Annotated in this window: 16 protein-coding genes and 6 pseudogenes; 10 read left to right on the top strand and 12 right to left on the bottom strand. The window is 59.7% G+C overall.

The features are described from left to right. Positions 1-33: 33 nt before the first annotated feature. Both ACFHWW_RS32475 and ACFHWW_RS32470 read right to left on the bottom strand, forming a co-directional pair. Positions 34-1551: an FAD-dependent oxidoreductase gene (locus ACFHWW_RS32475; RefSeq protein ID WP_379943395.1), complete on the bottom strand. Its 1518-nt coding sequence runs from the start codon at positions 1549-1551 to the stop codon at positions 34-36. Between the two features lie 146 nt (positions 1552-1697). Then, a pseudogene (locus tag ACFHWW_RS32470) lies at positions 1698-1877 on the bottom strand (ISL3 family transposase); the annotation flags it as partial. Between the two features lie 104 nt (positions 1878-1981). Between ACFHWW_RS32470 and tnpA the strand changes: the two are divergent. The 3 genes from tnpA (at position 1982) to ACFHWW_RS32455 (ending at position 3046) form a co-directional block, all read left to right on the top strand. Continuing rightward, on the top strand, positions 1982-2368 hold the full coding sequence (gene tnpA / locus ACFHWW_RS32465; RefSeq protein WP_338283404.1) for an IS66-like element accessory protein TnpA: 387 nt from the start codon (positions 1982-1984) through the stop codon (positions 2366-2368). Then, on the top strand, positions 2349-2690 hold the full coding sequence (gene tnpB / locus ACFHWW_RS32460) for an IS66 family insertion sequence element accessory protein TnpB (protein WP_379943393.1): 342 nt from the start codon (positions 2349-2351) through the stop codon (positions 2688-2690). Before tnpA ends, tnpB begins: the two co-directional genes overlap by 20 nt. 68 nt (positions 2691-2758) lie before the next feature. Beyond that, positions 2759-3046, top strand: a complete 288-nt coding sequence (locus tag ACFHWW_RS32455) for a hypothetical protein (RefSeq protein ID WP_338283403.1) — start codon at positions 2759-2761, stop codon at positions 3044-3046. A 227-nt stretch (positions 3047-3273) separates the two neighbouring features. On the opposite strand, the gene ACFHWW_RS32450 is transcribed toward ACFHWW_RS32455, so the two are convergent. The 6 genes and pseudogenes from ACFHWW_RS32450 to ACFHWW_RS32425 form a co-directional block, all read right to left on the bottom strand. After that, entirely contained in the window at positions 3274-3657 is a 384-nt protein-coding gene (locus ACFHWW_RS32450; RefSeq protein ID WP_122102871.1) for a DUF4112 domain-containing protein, read from the bottom strand. A gap of 37 nt (positions 3658-3694) precedes the next feature. Continuing rightward, positions 3695-3857: pseudogene (locus tag ACFHWW_RS32445) on the bottom strand (ATP-dependent DNA ligase); the annotation flags it as partial. A gap of 371 nt (positions 3858-4228) precedes the next feature. Next, a complete protein-coding gene (locus tag ACFHWW_RS32440; RefSeq protein ID WP_379943390.1) occupies positions 4229-5458 on the bottom strand; it encodes a type II toxin-antitoxin system HipA family toxin in 1230 nt (409 codons plus the stop codon). Then, positions 5451-6041, bottom strand: a complete 591-nt coding sequence (locus tag ACFHWW_RS32435; protein WP_379943388.1) for a helix-turn-helix domain-containing protein — start codon at positions 6039-6041, stop codon at positions 5451-5453. Before ACFHWW_RS32435 ends, ACFHWW_RS32440 begins: the two co-directional genes overlap by 8 nt. A gap of 156 nt (positions 6042-6197) precedes the next feature. Further along, positions 6198-6680, bottom strand: coding sequence for a hypothetical protein (locus ACFHWW_RS32430; protein WP_379943386.1), 483 nt, complete (start codon positions 6678-6680; stop codon positions 6198-6200). A 56-nt stretch (positions 6681-6736) separates the two neighbouring features. Continuing rightward, positions 6737-6911 (bottom strand): annotated as a pseudogene (locus ACFHWW_RS32425) (low temperature requirement protein A); the annotation flags it as partial. A 338-nt stretch (positions 6912-7249) separates the two neighbouring features. Here ACFHWW_RS32425 and ACFHWW_RS32420 point away from each other — a divergent pair. Both ACFHWW_RS32420 and ACFHWW_RS32415 read left to right on the top strand, forming a co-directional pair. Continuing rightward, positions 7250-8704: a TrkH family potassium uptake protein gene (locus ACFHWW_RS32420; RefSeq protein ID WP_379943384.1), complete on the top strand. Its 1455-nt coding sequence runs from the start codon at positions 7250-7252 to the stop codon at positions 8702-8704. A 408-nt stretch (positions 8705-9112) separates the two neighbouring features. Next, entirely contained in the window at positions 9113-10105 is a 993-nt protein-coding gene (locus tag ACFHWW_RS32415; RefSeq protein WP_379943382.1) for a Bug family tripartite tricarboxylate transporter substrate binding protein, read from the top strand. A gap of 449 nt (positions 10106-10554) precedes the next feature. Here the strand turns inward: ACFHWW_RS32415 and ACFHWW_RS32410 are convergent, their stop codons facing one another. Then, positions 10555-10710: an adenylate/guanylate cyclase domain-containing protein gene (locus ACFHWW_RS32410; protein ID WP_379943380.1), complete on the bottom strand. Its 156-nt coding sequence runs from the start codon at positions 10708-10710 to the stop codon at positions 10555-10557. A gap of 306 nt (positions 10711-11016) precedes the next feature. On the opposite strand from ACFHWW_RS32410, the gene ACFHWW_RS32405 reads away from it, so the two are divergent. Next, the gene (locus tag ACFHWW_RS32405) at positions 11017-11757 is read left to right on the top strand and encodes a DUF2938 domain-containing protein (protein ID WP_379943378.1); all 741 of its coding nucleotides are present in this window, start codon (positions 11017-11019) and stop codon (positions 11755-11757) included. 84 nt (positions 11758-11841) lie between these two features. On the opposite strand, the gene ACFHWW_RS32400 is transcribed toward ACFHWW_RS32405, so the two are convergent. After that, positions 11842-12744: a LysR family transcriptional regulator gene (locus ACFHWW_RS32400; RefSeq protein ID WP_379943376.1), complete on the bottom strand. Its 903-nt coding sequence runs from the start codon at positions 12742-12744 to the stop codon at positions 11842-11844. 95 nt (positions 12745-12839) lie between these two features. On the opposite strand from ACFHWW_RS32400, the gene ACFHWW_RS32395 reads away from it, so the two are divergent. From ACFHWW_RS32395 to ACFHWW_RS32380, 4 genes and pseudogenes are all read left to right on the top strand, one after another. Beyond that, on the top strand, positions 12840-13931 hold the full coding sequence (locus ACFHWW_RS32395) for an alpha/beta fold hydrolase (RefSeq protein WP_379943374.1): 1092 nt from the start codon (positions 12840-12842) through the stop codon (positions 13929-13931). An 11-nt stretch (positions 13932-13942) separates the two neighbouring features. After that, the gene (locus ACFHWW_RS32390) at positions 13943-14317 is read left to right on the top strand and encodes a hypothetical protein (RefSeq protein WP_379943372.1); all 375 of its coding nucleotides are present in this window, start codon (positions 13943-13945) and stop codon (positions 14315-14317) included. Between the two features lie 1015 nt (positions 14318-15332). Continuing rightward, on the top strand, positions 15333-16208 hold the full coding sequence (locus ACFHWW_RS32385; protein ID WP_379943370.1) for a LysR family transcriptional regulator: 876 nt from the start codon (positions 15333-15335) through the stop codon (positions 16206-16208). A gap of 215 nt (positions 16209-16423) precedes the next feature. Continuing rightward, positions 16424-16575, top strand: a pseudogene (locus ACFHWW_RS32380) (integrase); the annotation flags it as partial. Positions 16576-16608: 33 nt separating this feature from the next. Here the strand turns inward: ACFHWW_RS32380 and ACFHWW_RS32375 are convergent. Both ACFHWW_RS32375 and ACFHWW_RS32370 read right to left on the bottom strand, forming a co-directional pair. Then, a pseudogene (locus tag ACFHWW_RS32375) lies at positions 16609-16830 on the bottom strand (type II toxin-antitoxin system VapC family toxin); the annotation flags it as partial. 553 nt (positions 16831-17383) lie between these two features. Beyond that, positions 17384-17487: pseudogene (locus tag ACFHWW_RS32370) on the bottom strand (IS5/IS1182 family transposase); the annotation flags it as partial.

The following is a 17487-nucleotide window of genomic DNA, read 5'->3' as shown; positions in this document are numbered from 1 at the left end:
AATTTGCGGCCAAGACTTCAATGCTCGTAGCTATCAGAGGTCAGCCAAAGGCGAGACGGCGGGCCCATTCAGGGCCGTGCCGTCGACCGCGAAATGCGAGCCGTGGCAAGGACAGTCCCAGCAACGTTCAAGGGAATTCCAATGCACGTGGCAGCCAATATGCGTGCAGGACGCGGATCGTTTGTATAACGTCCCGTCCTCGGCGCGGAAGGCGGCAACCTTGGTCAAGCCCTCGCGGACGATGGCACCCTGTCCTGGCTGGAGCTTATCGACGGAGTCGACCTCGCCAGGCGCAACATACTCTGCGAAATTCTTAACCGCCGTCGCGTTCTCCACGAGATAGTCCACAATCGCTCCCGTGGTTTTGCGAGACGGCTCGTAAAGGTCCCGCCACGGACTGCTGCCTTTAAGGATCAGGTCCCGGATCAATAGCGAAGCGACAACTCCATGCGTCATGCCTTCGCCGGAGTCGCCGGTGATCACAAACACACGCTCGTTCCCCGGATTGCGGCCAATGAAACCAGTGTAGTCGATGGCTTCCATTACTTGGCCGGACCAGCGATGGGTTTCAGCGCCGAGATTGGGCACCAGGCGCTTGATCCAGGCCGTCAAAGCGGCGAACCGCCGTTCAGCATCGTCAACCGCACCCGTTTTGTGGTCCTCGCCGCCTACCAGGAGAAAGTCGCTCGCGCCCTCACCGGGTTGCAGGCGGACATAGTGATACGGATCTTCCATGTCCCAGTAGAGCCCATCCGGAACGGCTCCAGGGTCGATTTCGAACGACATCGCGTAGGTCCGATATGGCGCTTGTTTGGTGTGGATGGCGACACGGTCATTGATCGGCGAATTAGTTGCGACAACGGCCCATCTTCCGGTGAGGCTGAGCCCAGAGCTCGTTGACACGCGGGCGCCGTCTTCGGCTTCCTCGACCTTTTCGACAACTGTATCACAGCATAACCTGCCGCCACGCGCGCAAATGCTGGTAGCCAGCCCACGTAGATACTTGAGCGGGTGGAACGTCGCCTGACGGCCATAGCGGAGGGCTGGCGCCGCTGAAAACTCAACAAACGGCAAACCAACGATTTTTTCTACCGCGACCCCGATTTGGAGTGCTGCGGCGAGCTCGCGCTCGAGACTGGCATCCTCCGCTCCGGATGACGGAAATAAAAAGCCGTCGACACGTCTGAAGTCGCAGGCTATGCCCTCGCTCTTTTGGATCGCTTCGATACGGTCAATTGCGGCTGACTGACTTTGATAAAAATGCCGGGCCAGCTCGCGCCCCCGCAGCTCGATCAGCTGGGAGAAATAGTCATCGCATATCGATGAAAGGTGGGCGGTTGTCCGCGCGGTCATCCCGCTGCCGATTTCGCCGCGATCGATAACAGCGACTTTCTGCCCACACACGGCGAACTCGTAGGCTACCGACAAACCGGCAATTCCGGCGCCGATGACGATGACGTCGGCCTGATCGTTTTCCATGAGTGGAACCGCGTCAGGCGCAGCTTTGACCGTCGCCCACAGCGAGACGGTTCTTTCGTCGCTTACGTTCATGATGGGCCTTTCGGAACGAGCATTGGCTCAATTTAAAACGAGCGCAAAAGTTCCGCGGAGACGCTGCCCAGCCGGCGTCCTCTCGGGTTCCGCAATCATCGGCGAGGCGGATCAAGGTGTCGCTTGGCCTTTAATTAGGGTCTTCCTCACTTTGTGTGGTGGCGATTTTGGTCGAGCGGCAGCATGCGTGCCCTGAGCAGCTCCGGGCCAGCTCTGCCATACATCGCACGCTTGATTGTCTTCAGGCGGTTGATTTGGCCCTCCGCCTGGCCGTTGCTCCACGGCAGTTCGATGGCGTTGTAGACGGCGTCAAGATCGCGGTGCAGGAAGGTCTCGCAGACCACGTTTTATCATCAGCTCGAAGCGCAGCACCTCTCTTCACCCACCACAGATGCAGCGCAAGCTGAATACCCCATTTAAGAGTAGTCCTATGACGAAGCATCAGATTGAGGTGATCACGTCGGTCGAGCGGCGTCGGCGCTGGTCTCGCGAGGAGAAGGAACGGCGCGTCGCCGCGACATTCATGCCGGAGGCGCGCGTTTCCGAGATCGCGCGAACGGCCGGTATCCATGTGAGCCAGCTTTTTCGCTGGCGCAAGGAACTCTGTCAGATATCCGCGCCGTCCGTCCCGCAGCTCATTCCGGTAGAGATCGTCGAGCCGCCGCCGTCGTCGCCAGCGGAGCCGCCGGTCTCCCAGCCGCGCAAAAGGGCAAGTATCGTCACGATCGAGCTTGGCCGAGGCCGTCGCCTGCGGGTCGAGAGTGACGTCGACCCCGAAGCGCTCGGCCGGGTTTCTGATGTGCTGGAGCGGCGATGATCCCGGTCCCGAGCGGTGTGGGGTCTGGTTGGCGACGGGCTATACGCCTGTCCTAATGGTACAGGAGACCTTGAAGCGCGATCCGATAAGCGGCCCTCTCTTCGTCTTCCGGGGCTGGAGCGGCGGCTTGATCATGGTGATTTGGCACGATGGCCAGGGTGCGAAGGCCCACCTTAAGCGAAGGCGTCAGCAACGCGTCGCGAATGGCGATCGCCGAATGGTTCCTCCGATAGGCCGCTCCACCCATTACGGGCTGTCTGTGACTGGCGTTCGCTTGGCAGCTACTCACCGGAACTATTGCTCGCGAGCTCGGGTTTTCTAGAGATCCCAACTTCCTATCGCCACGGAAGGGCTGCAACTCCGCGGCGCCTAAACTGAAGGACGAGTCCTATGAGGTACAAACTGACCAGAGATTTCGTCGCCGCCCCATTGCTTGCAATCGCCGCCCTGTTCACAACGTCAGCACTCTCCAATGACCCCGGAACTGGCGCGCAGAATGAGCGTTGCCGCGTCGCTCCGGGTGCGGGCGCCAATCGGGGGACGCTCACAGAAAAACTTGATGATTGCGACGGAGTTCTGAAGCCTCCAACAGTCGGCGACACCGAAATGGTCGAGCCTGCTCCTGACGTCGGAAGAACGCCCGTGATCCGTCCAGACGAGTTGCCAGAACAACAGTAACGGTCCGAAGCCCAGTAGCTACGGCCAACATCATCTGCCGACTTGCTAATGGTTTCGCTCGCCTCCATGCGCTGAGCAGCTCCAGCTTTGGTCCGCATCGATCTGCATAGAACGAAGAAAAAGGCTTTTGCTGCGTGGAGAAGCGCCACGCCTCCTGCGACGGCCTGCGCGAAGTTCAGGACAATGCCGCGGTGTTCGATATGGCCGTTCCGGCCGGCGGCCGTTGATCATCGCGATCGATCAAGATCAGCGTGATCGAGTCCGAAGTGGTCGAGCACGAGTTGGAGATTGCGGCGGTTGGACTTGAAATAGACGTCGAAGACGTCGCCGACCACCGGGACGCTTCCCGCGACCGTGTCGAATCCTACATTGACCAGCATCTTGAGAAGCTTGTCGTTCGGCACGCCGAGACGGCGCGCCTCGTTGACGATGAAGAGGCTGACCGCCGCAGCGCCGAAATCGCCGATGCCGGGGATCAAGCCGAGCACGGAGTCCGCGCCGAGCGAGACGCGGGTGCCGGGAATTCGGAGCGCCGTGTCCATAAGCCGGGCCAGGCCCCGTATACGCCGGAGGCGTGCGAGTTGCTCAATCGGTATCGTCTGCTTTTTCATTCTTCTTATGTGGTCCCAACACGCCGCCGTTCAAATGTCATGCGGCCGACTTCTGCTTGCCGAGCCGCTTGATCGCCTGCTCAAGCGGACGCCGCCCATCGCAGTAATCCTCCCAAGCGATCGTCTTTGCCAAAAGCGCGGGGACCGTGCGGATGATGAAGCGCTTCGGATCGAGGTTGGATTTTGAGCTGCGTCCAGGTGCGGTGTCGATAGAACGTGCATTTAGTCCTGATGCGCGAGGTCGCAGCAGTCAGAAGGCAATACGCCGCGTTGGCGCCGCCGATCTTGAGTTTGGCCCCGTTCTCCTGAGCCCGGGCCCCGAAAGCGGGAGAATAGTGCAGTCGCTGAGAACGGCGACCTGATGTGAGTTGTATAGGACCGAGGACGGGCCGGCAGTTGCTATGGGCTCAGACCGTGGATCCGGCTACAAAGAAGAACTCGATGACACCTGAATGGACCGTTGACAAAAATCCTGACGTGAGGGGATTCGAACCAACGGTCATCCTGTTTGGATGGGCTAAAGCCTTGAATATACAGCAAGGCTCGTAAGTTGATGCCAAGCGGCAAGGCACTACTTCGCGAACTCACGATACAGCTCGACCGTCGGTGCGTGCGTATCGATCGTGTCGGCGACCTTGGCGGCCATCGGCAGGTTTTTCTTTTCCGCATCCCATGCCGCCCTAAAACGTTCAACCGTCTCGCGCGCCGTGTCGATCACCAGCTTTTCGGAAAGCTCCGCTTTCGCAGCCAGATGCGCCAGCTCGTCCTTCGACAGCGCTGCCATCTTTTTTGTGCGGGAGAAATTGAGCGCCGCCGTATCTTCCCCCTCGATGTAAGGGATAGTCGACAACAAGTCATACGCTGGCGAGAGCGCAGGGGTGCGGCGATCAGGATAGATGAGCGACCAGTTCTTCAGGTGCATGTCGCCATTGCCGATTAGCGTGCTGAAGACTAGACGCCGGATGAACTCCGCCACGTCGGCCGTGCTGGTTTCGATCCCCAGCACGCGGCCGATCACCCGGTAATTGCCCTTATCGTATTTGTGGTCGGGAAAGACGCCGAAGACTTGCGCAAAGTCCTCGATATGCACCGCTCCCTCCGGCGTGCGGTCAAAACGCTTGATCGCCAGCGCCTGCCCGTGCAGTTCACCCACCCCCTGCGGAAGACCGCTTACAGCGTCGAGATCAACCAGCTGGAGCTCAGGCACGTCCATACCCATCATGCGGGCGATGGTCATCATCGCGAACTCATTCTCGGGCACGCCGCTATATTGCTGAGACGGCAGCTTCACGATCCACGAGCCACCTGTGCCCTCGGCCGGAATGGTCAAGCCGCCGCCCTTTTTGTCGTTCTTAAAGGCCGAGAACTTCAGCTGCACACCCGCCAGCGAAAAGCGCAGCGCGTTCGGCCGCGCTTCGACGATAGCCTGCCCGTCATCCAGAGGCGCGTCATCCGCTTCGGAGGGATGCACCGTCACAGCCCCAGGCAGGTCGCGGCCGAGCATCCAGAGCAGGATGAATTCCCGCGACGGCTTCACACCCGCACGATCAGCGAGGTATTTGCGCAGCGGTCCTTCCGGCAGTAGGTTCGAGAAGAAGGGCGGGACTACCATGTTGTACGGCCTGAACTTCGTGATGAGCGCCCCGAACGGGTCTTTCAGGGACAGGCTAAGCGTCGGCCGCTTTTCGTCTTCGATATAAGCATCGTTGAACGCGAAGATGGTGCGCCCGTCCTGCAGATTCATCAGGGTCGCAACCGGTTCCCCATACAGCCTGACATCGAGTACCCTGACCTTAGGCATGATCGTCGTCCTCATCCAGCGCATAGGCCGAGCGAGGGACCGCGTCGTCACGCTCGCGGTGCACCGCGCCATTGCGTAGGTGTCTTACGACATGTGCGATCCTGCTCAGCTCCTGACGGGACGGAGGATCAGCCTGCCACCGGTCGAGGCGTGCAGTCGCCTCGTTGAATGTGTCCATCTCCTCGGCCGACAGAGGAAGATGCCGTAAGAGCGCGAGGCTATCTTTGAATGTATCTGCCTCGGAAGCACTACCGAACCCGCCCCGGTGCTGCGCAAACCACCGCTCAAGGCGCCCCACCAGTTTGCGCTGGTCGGATGTCACGACATCACTCGATGCCGATGCACTATCGAGGATATTGCGCATTGCCGGCATCAGTTTTTTCGGGACAAGGACGATCTCGAGGTCGAGCGCGCGCGCCACATCCACTAGGCTGCCAAGTCCGGGCTCCATGGTGCCCCGTTCTATCTGAGAAATATGGCTTTGCGTCAGGCCCGATCGTGCGCTCAGCTCGCGCTGGCTCATTTTCTGCGCTTCGCGCGCAGCGCGCAGCTGCTGCCTTATATGCTCCGTTTTATATGCCATATCATTATCCTGTATCGCACGATGCGAAACATACAGGATAATATATAAGAGGATTCTCAGAGCGACGCAATTTCGATATACAAAACCGTATCAAAAATGCTGACATATATAGAATTATATATATCAGATTGCAGTCTTGGGACTCACAGATATCCATCAGCTCCTATAGCCACCCATCAGTGCGCGCAGCAGATCAACCTGCGCAGACCCTGCCGGTATAGTGTCTGCTGTAAAGGGGACATTGATGTAGGCTCGCCCGTCCGGTTGCGGCCGCGCATGCAGGCCGAATTCCTCGAAAAGCCGGAAGCCTACCGCCCCGACATCGGCCAGCGCATTGTAGCTTTCCCATTTCCCCCGAGTGCCCCATAGCGTGCGCAGCTGGTCCACCAACCGGCCAATGGCAGTGACAAAGGCACGATCCTCGGTCGGTAGCTCAGGCGCCACTTCGCAGAGCGTACCGGTGTCGTTCATCCCGTCCAGATGTCCGAACAGGCAGGACGCGATCCGCAGGGGCTCAAGGATGACAATGCCGACGTCATGGAAGACGCGCACCACATCACCATGCAGCCGATAAGACCGGACAGCATCGCGCGCTCTGATACGGCAATCCGTCAGCCGGATCGCGAGATTGTCGCGCATGCGGGTTTCTTCATTTACTGCAAACCCTGCAGGCGCCAGCTTCCAACGGCGCCGCCTGCGAAGATGAAGAGCACTGCTTCAGCGGCGATGCCAAGGCCGAAATCTTCCGAAAGGCTCTCGGAAAGCTGAATCAGGGCAAAACAAAAACGAGATCGAAAAAGAGTTCAGGAAAGCTCGCCTTCGTCTGATCCGTATTTTCTTTCCTGAGCCAGTGCGGTGGTTTTGAGCCATGGAACCCCCGTAAGGATGAGAATCAGCGAAATATAGGGCGCTCAGCACGTGAATAAGAAACGCACGAGGGTTGGCTTGGGATAACCGATGGAGACCCTCGGCGCTGACATCGTGGCGATGGCAGCTTCATCACCTGTTCTACGCAGCCACAGCAAGGAGTAATCTATGTCTATCGGTATCATAGGAACTGGCCCTGCCCACATACTGGCTGAGGCTCGATAAGTTCTGTGTAAATGTTGATTTCAAATCGGCGCTCCCATTTGACTTTGGCTATCCATTGGCCGAACTCTGGATCGTAGCCAACTGATCACCATCGCCAACTACGGGAGGCCACGAGATTGAACGCTTCCCTGATCCGGCACGCCATCCACATTGCCGCAATTCTCGGCCTCTACCTTTCGGCCGCGATGCTGATTCCAGCGATGCTAGACCTCTATTATGGCCATCCGGATTGGCAGGTCTTCGCGGCCGGTGCTTTCGTTACCAGCGGCCTTTCTGCTGCGACTTTCATGGCAACCCGTGCTGGGCCGCCTCCGTTCTCGAAGAAATTCGGCTTTCTCCTCGTCAACGTTCTATGGTCGGCTTTCGCGTTGATCGGTGCCTTGCCGCTGTGGCTGTCCTCACTCGATCTCGACTTCGCGCAGGCGCTTTTCGAGTCCGTGTCAGCGATTACCACGACCGGATCGACGGTGATTGTCGGACTGGACGATGCCCCGCCCGGCATCCTGATCTGGCGATCGCTCATCTGCTGGCTTGGAGGCGTCGGAATTGTCGTCCTGGGATTGTTCATCATCCCGTACCTGCGGGTCGGGGGAATGTCCTTCTTCAAGATGGAATCCTCCGACACAAACGAAAAGCCATTTGCCCGCCTCGCCACCTTCAGCCGGGCGTTTTTCACCGTCTACGTTGGCATTACGCTCCTTTGTGCAATCGGCTACAACCTGACCGGGATGAACCGGTTCGATGCGATCAATCACGCCATGTCGACGGTTGCCACCGGCGGTTTTTCGACTCACGATGCATCATTCGCCTATTTCGGCAGCATTCCGCTCCTGTGGACGGCAACGTTCTTCATGACCTTGTGCAGCCTGCCCTTTTCGATCCTCATCGTGTTCGTTGCACGCGGTCGGCTCGACGCCTTGCGTGATCCTCAGATCTTCGTTTTTCTCGCCTATCTGACGGTCTTCGCTCTTTCGGTGGCGATTTATCACCGTTTGACGAATGGCGTCGAGTTTCACATCGCATTGGCCCACTCATTCTTCAACTTCAGCTCGATTCTCTCGACTGCGGGTTACATGAGCGAGGACTACCAGCTTTGGGGACCATTCGTCGTGATGGCCGCATTCATCGCGACCTTCATGGGCGGGTGTTCCGGATCCACCGCCGGCGGCATCAAGGCCTACCGCTTTATCGTTCTCTTCAGCGCCATCCACTCTGGCTTGCGCAAACTCATTTATCCGGCGGCAGTTTACCCTGTCCGCTACGGCCGAAATTCCCTTGATCTGGACACCTTGCGGGCGATCCTCCTGTTTTTTGTCACCTATATCCTCCTCTGGATTTTCGGCAGCCTTGCGATGGCTGCCTTGGGCTACGACTTTCTCACCGCCGTGTCCTCGGTCATCACCTGCCTTTCCAATGTCGGTCCCGGGCTCGGCAGCATCGTTGGCCCAGCCGGAAACTTCTCGACGCTGGAAGATCCGGAACTCTATCTGCTTTCACTCATGATGATGATGGGCCGACTTGAGGTGCTGACCGTGCTTGTCATCCTGACACCAGTGTTCTGGAAGCAGTGACAAATTAGTGACCGGCAAGCGGTTGCATGCTACCACGGCAGATAACCACTGTTTTATTGGAGAACCAGATGACCGCCCATCAGCGAGATCCATACGAACTCGTCGGCCGACTCATAGGGACCATCCTCAGCGTTGTCGCCTACGCATTGGTTGCATGGCCGCTGGTGCGGCCTTTCCTGTAATGGCGGCACTCGCGGCGTGGCGCAAAGCACCTGGCCTGCCCCCCGCACGAGTACCGAGTGCCTATGCCGGCCGTTTGTCGTGGCCGGAGAACAGTGAGGATGCGATATTTGCGCCATTCACAGACAATCGTATCGACGGCCATTGCGTCACCGGAACTCCGCCGTATTGTTAGGACAGCCGGCCTCAGCCTGCATCCATCGTCCATAAGATCGGGAGGATTTCCGCATGGCATTTTTAAGCTTGACCCGTCGCGCCGCTATGGCGGCCGGGTTTGCTTTCTGTTCGGCGCTCGCGCTTGGCTCGGCGGCGCAAGCGCAAGAGTTTCCGGATCGGACGGTAACGCTCGTCGTTCCCTTTGCTGCCGGAGGTTCGACCGACGTGGTTGCGCGGATCATCGCCCAGAAAATGTCCGACGATCTCGGCCAGCAGGTGATCGTCCAGAACGTTGCTGGCGCTGGCGGTAATCTCGGCGCCGCAAACGTTGCCCGCGCCGATCCCGACGGCTATACGATCCTGATGGCGACAGTAGCGACCCATGCGCTGAACCCGCTCATCCTGAAAACCAAACCCTACGATCCCGAAAAGGATTTCGCACCGATCTCGCTTCTGGTCGTGGTTCCGAACGTCCTGGTGGTCAATCCGGAACTGCCGGCCAAGACGGTTCAGGAATTGCTGGCACTCTTGAAAGCTGACCCCGAGACGTACGCCTACGCCTCCTCCGGCAACGGAACACCGCTTCATCTCTCCGGCGAGCTCTTCAAAAAGATGGCCGGCGTCGAGATGCAGCATATTCCCTACAAGGGCTCCGGCCCGGCACTGAACGACGTGATCGGCAATCAGGTGCCAATCATGTTCGACAATCTCCCCTCTTCATCCGGTCATATCAAAGCTGGCACCCTCCGCGCGCTTGCTGTCACGACGGCAGAACGCGCATCGTCCTTCCCCGACATTCCGACCATCGCAGAGTCGGGCATTCCCGGTTACGAGACCTACACCTGGAACGCGCTCTTCGCTCCAGCCAACACGCCACAACCGGTGATCGCCCGCCTCAACGAAGCTGCGAAGAAGGCCATGGCCGATCCGGCGGTGCAGAAACGCATGGAGGAATTCAGCGCCAAGATCGTGGGTTCGACGCCCGAGGAGCTCGCCGCCCACGTCAAAGCCGAGCTTGCCAAATGGACCCCTGTCGTCCGCGACGCCAACATCCAAATGGATTGATCTGCAGCTGTCGCGCCTACCGCCACTTACGGTTTCAATGATCCGTGAAACGAGCTAGTGCGAGCTTTCTGCAGATCGACCATTCGGTCCGGCCAGTAAAGCTGAAACAAGGTTCTAGCTGTTCCCCCTGGGGGAACGGAATGAACAGTCATAACAATGTCCGCTGACGCCGAGCAGTCGAGCGGCAACCGCTCACCGCGTGGTGGCCGAGAGCGGCGTTGGTTGCCGCGGCTATTGTGGGGCTTATACTATCTCAAGCGGCTCACTCACGATGCCATTCAACTCGATACATTATCCGATCTTAAAAGCACAAACAGGAACATTTCTCTACTTCGCGCCCCAGGGGGCGCGTTAACAGAAGGCGAATCTCTCTCGCAAAATCAGCTAACCGTTTGAACACCCGGTCTTTGGGCGGGCCAGGAGCCATGTCGTTAATCTGCCTTTGCCCTTCACATTGACAGTCCCCGACATTCGAACTCGAATTGATCGATCAACTGCGCATAGATCTCAGGAGAAACTTGAATGCGGCCGGGCACGCCTGTTGTTTCCATCCGCGATGCCACATTCACCGCATCGCCCCAGACATCATAGAAGAACTTCTTCACTCCTATGCCGAGTGCGACGACCGGACCACTGGCTATGCCGATGAATCGTCACGGCGCTGGGTATCATCTTGTCCGGTATGGTGGCGAGCTTCGTCAATTGGCCTTGGGCTCTCGTCCTTCCGGTCGCCGTATCCGTCCTCGGGCTCGCGGCCAGCGCCGGTCTATTGCCATGGATCGCGTATCTCACGGTTCTCGTGCGGCATCGCCCTCGTCTTCTCGTGCGGCATCGCCCTCGTCTTCTCGGGCGCCGCCGTGTTGGCTGCGGACAATGTCTCGCAAGGGCAAATGTGCCTTGCGGGCGGCGTGATGAACACCGCAATGGAAGTCGGTCCGACGGTGGGATTTGCGCTCCTGATGGCGGTGGCAGCGACCGGCGCCGACACCACCGACAGCTATGCCAGAGCGTTCGCAACGGCGGCTGGAGCCCAGGGCGTGGCCGCCGTGGCGGCCCTGTTGGTCGCGATCTGGCGACATAGACACGGCAATGCCCCCCAACATTGGGGCCGGACACCCTCCCCAGCGACAAGCCACAGGAGAAAGACGATGAGCGTCGTGCTGACCTTTGCCCTGACCGCGCTTCTGATCGGAGGCGGAGCCACTCTTCTCATGGATATGTGGGCTGCAGTGCAGAAGCACCTTTTCGGAGTGCCGCCGCTGAACTACGCACTTCTTGGTCGCTGGATGGGCCATCTCCGCCTGGGCCGGTTCACCCATGACAACATTACCGCTGCGCGGCCAATCCGAGAAGAAGCGGCGCTCGGCTGGTTCGCCCACTATGCGGCCGGGGTAGTCTTTGCCGCGGTTCTGCTGGCGGTGTGGGGCATAGAGTGGGCCCACGATCCCACGCCAGGTCCGGCGCTGCTTGTCGGCGTTGCAACGATCGCCGCGCCGTTCCTGCTCCTGCAGCCTGGGATGGGTGCGGGGATCGCGGCGAGGAGAACACCACGACCCAACGTCTCGCGTTTGCGGAGCCTTATCGCTCACATTTCATTCGGCATCGGCTTATACGCTTCGGCGCTGATCTCCGCCAGCGTGCTGCCGGGGTAAGTGCTGAAGGGGTCTAAGTGGAAGGAGCGACTTGAATACGTCCTTCCGTCCCCTCGCCGGCGAACCCGCCGCGCGACGAAGAGGTCACTCGCACGGCGATAGGGATCTGACCGTCCGCAGAAACTCGATGATCGACCGACGGGCGCTGCGTGGCTTCCATACCATCGCGAGATCCCAGGTGAGGTCGTCGGGCATCCCCACCAGCGGAACCATTGCGACACCGTCCACCCGCATCGAACGCGCTCCCTCGGGCACGAAAGCTACGCCCATACCGGCCGCTACCAAGCTCAGGATCGTGTGCATCTGCCGCGCCTCCTGACGCACGCGAGGCACGAAGCCGGCCTGCCGGCAGGCGCTCATCAGCCGACCGTGGAGCGAAGGTCCTTGCGCATATGGAAAGAGCACGAACGACTCGTCCGAGAGTTCGGCCAAGCCGATCGGGCTCTGGTTGCAAAGCGAACTCGATGCCGGAACTGCGAGGCAGAAACGGTCGCGATCGATCATCTCGACCTCTAGTCCCGACATTCCCTTCAACGGTGGCGTGACGAAACCCACGTCGATCGAGCCGTCCTGCAATCCTGCGAGTTGCGCGTCGGTCGACCGTTCATCCAGCCGAACGTCAACCATCGGAAAACGTTCGCGGTAGGCGCGGAGCGCAGCGGGCAATACACGGTAGAGCGCGGCGCTCGTGAAGGTAATCGAAATCTCGGCCAGATCCTCCGATGCGGCGCGTCGCGCCATCCGCACGCCTTCGTCCATTTGCTGCAGCGTGCGTCGAGCCTCCGTTAGAAACACTTGGCCTGCAGGGGTCAGCTCGACGCGGCGTTGTGTGCGCACGAAGAGCGGAAAGCCGAGCGCTTCCTCAAGGCGCCTGATCGACTGCGAGAGCGGCGGCTGGGCCATGTGGAGACGGGCGGCCGCCCTCCCGAAATGCAGTTCCTCGGCGACTGCCACGAAGTGGCGCAAGTGGTGCAGATCAACGCTCATATCGCAATCATCTCAATAAAGCGGCAATTGATATTGGAAGACATCGAACGCAGGTGCCAAGTCAAGAGGCGAGAATAGCAAAGCGGGAGTTTCTTATGCGTTCGCAGTCCATGATTCCACGTCTGACCGGACCGGTCCTCATTGGGGCCACTCTTCTGGGTGGCGCCGCTCAAGCGGAAATCGCCCGCCGAGACTTCACTGTCATCAGCGACCCGGGCGTTAAGCTTGCGGTCCGGGAGGTGAGTGATACCGAGGGTCCGTCCGGAAAGCCTCCCATCGTGCTTCTTCACGGCGCGCGCGTCCCGGGCGTTGCCACCTTTGATCTTCCGGTTGAAGGCGGCTCTCTCGCGGTGGACCTGGTTCGTGCGGGACACCGGGTCTTCATCATGGATGCGCGCGGTTACGGTGGCTCAAGTCGGCACGGGCAGGACGGCAGCCAGGATGGCCAGCCCCTCGTCCGCTCCGACATGGTTGTTCGTGACGTCGGCGCCGTGGTCGATGCCGTTCAGGCAAGGACAGGCGTCTCGCAAGTTGCCCTGCTGGGCTGGGCCACCGGCGGCCACTGGGCGGGCATGTATGCTAGCCAGAAACCCAGCGAGGTGAGCCATCTCGTGCTATATAATAGCCTCTACGGCGTGCACGCCGGTCACAAGACCCTGGGACCTGGTTCGGATATGGCGGACCCAAGCAACCCCGACCAGTTCAACATCCAGCGCTTTGGGGCTTATCGGTTGAACACTGCTGCCTCCCTCCTGCCATCGTGGGACCGCTCGATTCCGATCGAGGACAAGGTTGCCTGGCGCGACCCGAAGGTGGCGGAGGCCTATCAAGCCGCGGCGCTTGCCTCTGATCCGTCCTCGCGCAGTCGCAACCCGCCTTCATTCCGAGCGCCTTCGGGAGCGATGGCAGATTCCTTCGAACTCGCTTCGGGGCACAAGCTATGGGATGCCGGTCCGATCGCCGCGCATGTGCTGGTCATCCGATCGGCCAATGATTTCTGGAGCCGGCCCGAGGACGTGACCACGCTGGCGCAGGATTTGAGAAAGGCGGCAAGCGTTCGCATGGTCACAATACCCGAGGCGACGCACTATGTTCATCTCGACAGGCCGGAGCGGGGGCGCCGCAGCTTTGTCGCTGAGGTAATCCGCACGCTCGAGCACCCCCCGAAGACCCGAGCGGCTCACTGAGGACGCCCATCGTGGAGGCCGTATTCGTCTATCTGGAGAGCCTATCTTCCAGCGCGTGGATGCGCTCCGGAGTATGGCCTTTTCCCATCATCAACCTCATCCATGTGCTAGGGATCGCGCTTCTGTTCGGCGGCATAGCGGTGCTCGACCTCCGTCTCCTGGGCGTCGCTGCAAAAGCTACCCGTCGCCGGCCTCGCCAACCTCGTCCTGCCCATTGCTGCCATCGGCCTCTGCTTCGCAATCGGAGCGGGGCCGCTGATGTTCGCCGTGAACGCGCGCGCGTATGCCGCGAACCTTACCTGCCGTGGAAGCTCGGCCTCATCCTGCTGGCGGGCATCAACATCACGCTGCTGCATGCGACCGCGCGGCGTTCGCACCGATTCTAGGGCGAACGAGTTCCCGCCCTGGCTAGGGCGCGGTCGAGCTTTAACCATAGAAACAAGGGAAACCTGCTCCAACGTATCAAATGACCCCGCCCTTGTCTTAGGTCCGCAGTGGGCTCGCGAAGCGACGTGATTGCAAAGCCGCTGGATTCCAGAGCGCTAACATAGCCTTCGAGCGGCTGTGCCCAGCCGGCGAAATGCATTGTCAGCCCCTACTCTCCACCTTTGTCTCGAAACGGCGCCGATCGAAGTACGTCGCGGGAGTTTCCGACGGCGCACCAGGCCCGGACACGGCGAGGAGCTCCAAATCCGCCAGCGGGTGAACGATCGAAATGAAGAGCGTCCCGTCCTTTCGCAACACGCGCCTAATTTCCTTCAGCGCCCCAGGAACATCGACTCCAGCTCCTCGAGACGAGGAATATGCCGGATCGTGAAGATCAACGTTTTCCGGTGGGAGGAGAAGCTGTGCATCCTTTCAAACGCGCCGAAGTAATCGTGTGGATCGCGGCCATTGCTTGCGCTCACCCTTCTGACAGCAGCGATAATTGCAGCGTCCCCAATGTCAGATGATCCGGGGAAACTTTTGCTGCTTGGATGCTTGTTCGCATCGATCGAGTAAGAGCGCGGCAGGAGGACGGGCTCACTCCAGTGCGCAGCGAGAGCCGTGCGGGCTAGGCGCAGGCAAGCCCAAGGGCGCCGCGGACGGTTGCGCACGGCACGTCTCATCGAGCGTGCCCTTCCCTCCGTGGTCACCGGCTTGCGAACCGCGCGCCGCAGACCTCGCGATCCATTTCACGAGCCAGCCGAATCCTTCCCATTCGGCGCCGTCGAGTGGATCGGCGAACGCGTCGCAGCGTTTTTTGCGCTGTTGGCTTACCAGCTCCCTATATAGGATCGTCCATTCAAGTAGCATCTCGTTTCTCCGGGCATCTGGCGTTACCCGGAAGATGGTTCGAGAGGCCATGCAACTGTAGAGGCACGAACGAAAGCCATCTTTCATGGATGAAAGACGAACCGGATGAAAGTCGAAAACTGGGAAGATCTTCGTCTCTTTTTGCACGTCGCCGAGCAAGGTGGGCTTGCGGGTGCCGCTGAGAAGACGGGGATCAGCGCGCCGACCATTGGGCGACGGATGCTGGCGCTGGAGCGTGCCACGGGACGAGCGCTGTTCGTCAGGGCGCGGACGGGATACGAGCTCGCACCGGACGGGCAGATATTGCTGGACCGCGTGAGGGCGATGCAGGAGGCAGCGCAGGACATCGTCGATTGGCAAGAGACGGTGCATTCGATGCCGATCGTACGGCTTATTTCCGACAACACGATGTCGTGCTTCACGGCAACAAGCCTTCGGCACCTTTGGACACCGCACGATACTTTTCGCGTTTGTTTCAAGACAACTGAGGCCGCGATCGACCTGACACACCGCGACGTGGACATTGGACTCGCCGCGGAGCGGCCGCAGTTGGGCAATGTCGCGGTCCGGCGTTCCGTCGCCGTCGCCTATGCGCCCTACTGCGCCCAAGGTTTTGACCACCGGCGCCATTGCAACTGGGTTTCGCTGGGTACGGACGTCGCCAACCAGCCGTGGAAGCGGTGGGCATTCGAACAGCCGGGCCGACACATCACGAACTGGGTAAACTCACCGCGGATGATGTTCGATCTAGTGAAGGCGGGAGCGGGCATCAGCGTGATGCCATGTTTCATCGGTGATAGCGATCCGGGCTTCGTCCGGGCGGGGCGGGTGATCGATGAGCTCGGCCATGATCTCTGGATGGTCCTGCATGACGACGAACGCGGCCGGGAAGCCGTGCGCACGGTCGCAGACCGGCTTTCGGCGCTGCTCGCTGCAAATGCTTCTCTTTTTTTGGGGTCGAATGGGCGCGATCCCCTTTGAACCGAACCAGGATGGCAGCACGCAAGGGGGTGAGCTCGTCTATGTCGGCGAAGTCGGTACGGCCTTTTCGCGACGGATGTCGACGGAGTTACGCAAGCTGCTCGAGGCGATCGTCGCGAAGAAACCCACTGTTAACTGAAGCGGAACAACGCGATATTCACCGAGCCGCTGCTTTTGCCGAAGTCGAATTTCGCGCTTGGACTGCCGATACGAAGTTGAGATCAGGGTATCTAACCGAGGCGGCAAATCGCGGCATTCCCCTGCCCGAAGCGATGCAGCAGTCACTGCATAAGTCGGTGAGCCAGGCGGCGAGTTAATACACACCGCGGAACGGAAGAACGGACGAGCGGCGCGGCTGATTGTCTAAGGCGTGCGGAACGGGCACACCGATTCAGAGACGCTATGGGTGTGGCGTGATCAGCGACAGCGTCGGAAAGTAGGTGCGATACCGTCCGATATTGCGGGTCAGAAGCGGAAGCTGGCTAACTGCAGCATGCGCGCCAATGAAAAAGTCGGGTAGGACGCCAGTCCTTGATCCTCCTGCCCGCCGATATTGCGTGAACACCTTTCCTGCGAGGAAAAGCGCGGCTCGAGGAATTGGCGTCATCTCCAGTCCAACCTCCTAGCTGTAACTGTCGTTGTCATCTGCGTTCCTCGGTAATGCCAGATACACGGCAGGTATTACTTTGTGCAGGCGATTTCAAGGATAGCTGGGAATCCCACCGGTTTTGGACAGGGGTCATGAGCTATGACCGGCGGAACGCCACTACATCGTAGTCGTTCCTAGAAGCAGTGACCGCGTCGTCGTTTCGCCCCCCCCCCCCCGGAGCCACTGCGGAATTGGCGAGCAACGGATCTTGCAGATGAATGCTGAGTCATAACGCCCTCCGCTCTCCCATCATTTGTCCTGAGCAGCGCCATCACATCGGACCAAGCGAAAGCTCGCCGAGGGAACGACATGGTCGTACAGCGACGCCGCCGTCGATGGGAGGCCATAGACTACTTGCGAGATTACCGTCCCAGTTTTCAGCAGAAACGGAAGCCGTGGCAATCAGGCGGCGCTGCGCCGCAAGTGCTTCAGCGCGACATACTCCCAGACGGCTACCACGAGCAGTATCGCACCTGAAAGCGCCTGGATCGCGGAGTTGGCGATGAGAGGCTGACTCAAAAAGACCTCAGCAATATCTGTATTTTGCAAGCCGCCGCGTGAGCATGCGGATGTGGGCGATTGTGATCCAGGCCTCGGCGGAGGCGATCGTTTTCTCCCAATCCTTGGCCA

Origin of the sequence: Sinorhizobium sp. P24N7, assembly GCF_042436655.1 — a bacterium.
GTDB classification, from domain to species: Bacteria; Pseudomonadota; Alphaproteobacteria; order Rhizobiales; family Rhizobiaceae; genus Sinorhizobium; species Sinorhizobium meliloti_A.
The sequence above is the reverse complement of the archived record's forward strand: the minus strand, read 5'-3'. Positions and strand labels throughout refer to the sequence as shown.

Coding starts and splice junctions, on each gene's coding strand:
- tnpA (WP_338283404.1), top strand. CDS start 1,982: ATGACGAAGCATCAGATTGAGGTGATCACGTCGGTCGAGCGGCGTCGG.
- ACFHWW_RS32455 (WP_338283403.1), top strand. CDS start 2,759: ATGAGGTACAAACTGACCAGAGATTTCGTCGCCGCCCCATTGCTTGCA.
- ACFHWW_RS32450 (WP_122102871.1), bottom strand. CDS start 3,657: ATGAAAAAGCAGACGATACCGATTGAGCAACTCGCACGCCTCCGGCGT.
- ACFHWW_RS32395 (WP_379943374.1), top strand. CDS start 12,840: ATGCGTTCGCAGTCCATGATTCCACGTCTGACCGGACCGGTCCTCATT.
- ACFHWW_RS32475 (WP_379943395.1), bottom strand. CDS start 1,551: ATGAACGTAAGCGACGAAAGAACCGTCTCGCTGTGGGCGACGGTCAAA.
- ACFHWW_RS32440 (WP_379943390.1), bottom strand. CDS start 5,458: ATGCCTAAGGTCAGGGTACTCGATGTCAGGCTGTATGGGGAACCGGTT.
- tnpB (WP_379943393.1), top strand. CDS start 2,349: ATGTGCTGGAGCGGCGATGATCCCGGTCCCGAGCGGTGTGGGGTCTGG.
- ACFHWW_RS32400 (WP_379943376.1), bottom strand. CDS start 12,744: ATGAGCGTTGATCTGCACCACTTGCGCCACTTCGTGGCAGTCGCCGAG.
- ACFHWW_RS32405 (WP_379943378.1), top strand. CDS start 11,017: ATGAACACCGCAATGGAAGTCGGTCCGACGGTGGGATTTGCGCTCCTG.
- ACFHWW_RS32435 (WP_379943388.1), bottom strand. CDS start 6,041: ATGGCATATAAAACGGAGCATATAAGGCAGCAGCTGCGCGCTGCGCGC.
- ACFHWW_RS32415 (WP_379943382.1), top strand. CDS start 9,113: ATGGCATTTTTAAGCTTGACCCGTCGCGCCGCTATGGCGGCCGGGTTT.
- ACFHWW_RS32385 (WP_379943370.1), top strand. CDS start 15,333: ATGAAAGTCGAAAACTGGGAAGATCTTCGTCTCTTTTTGCACGTCGCC.
- ACFHWW_RS32430 (WP_379943386.1), bottom strand. CDS start 6,680: ATGCGCGACAATCTCGCGATCCGGCTGACGGATTGCCGTATCAGAGCG.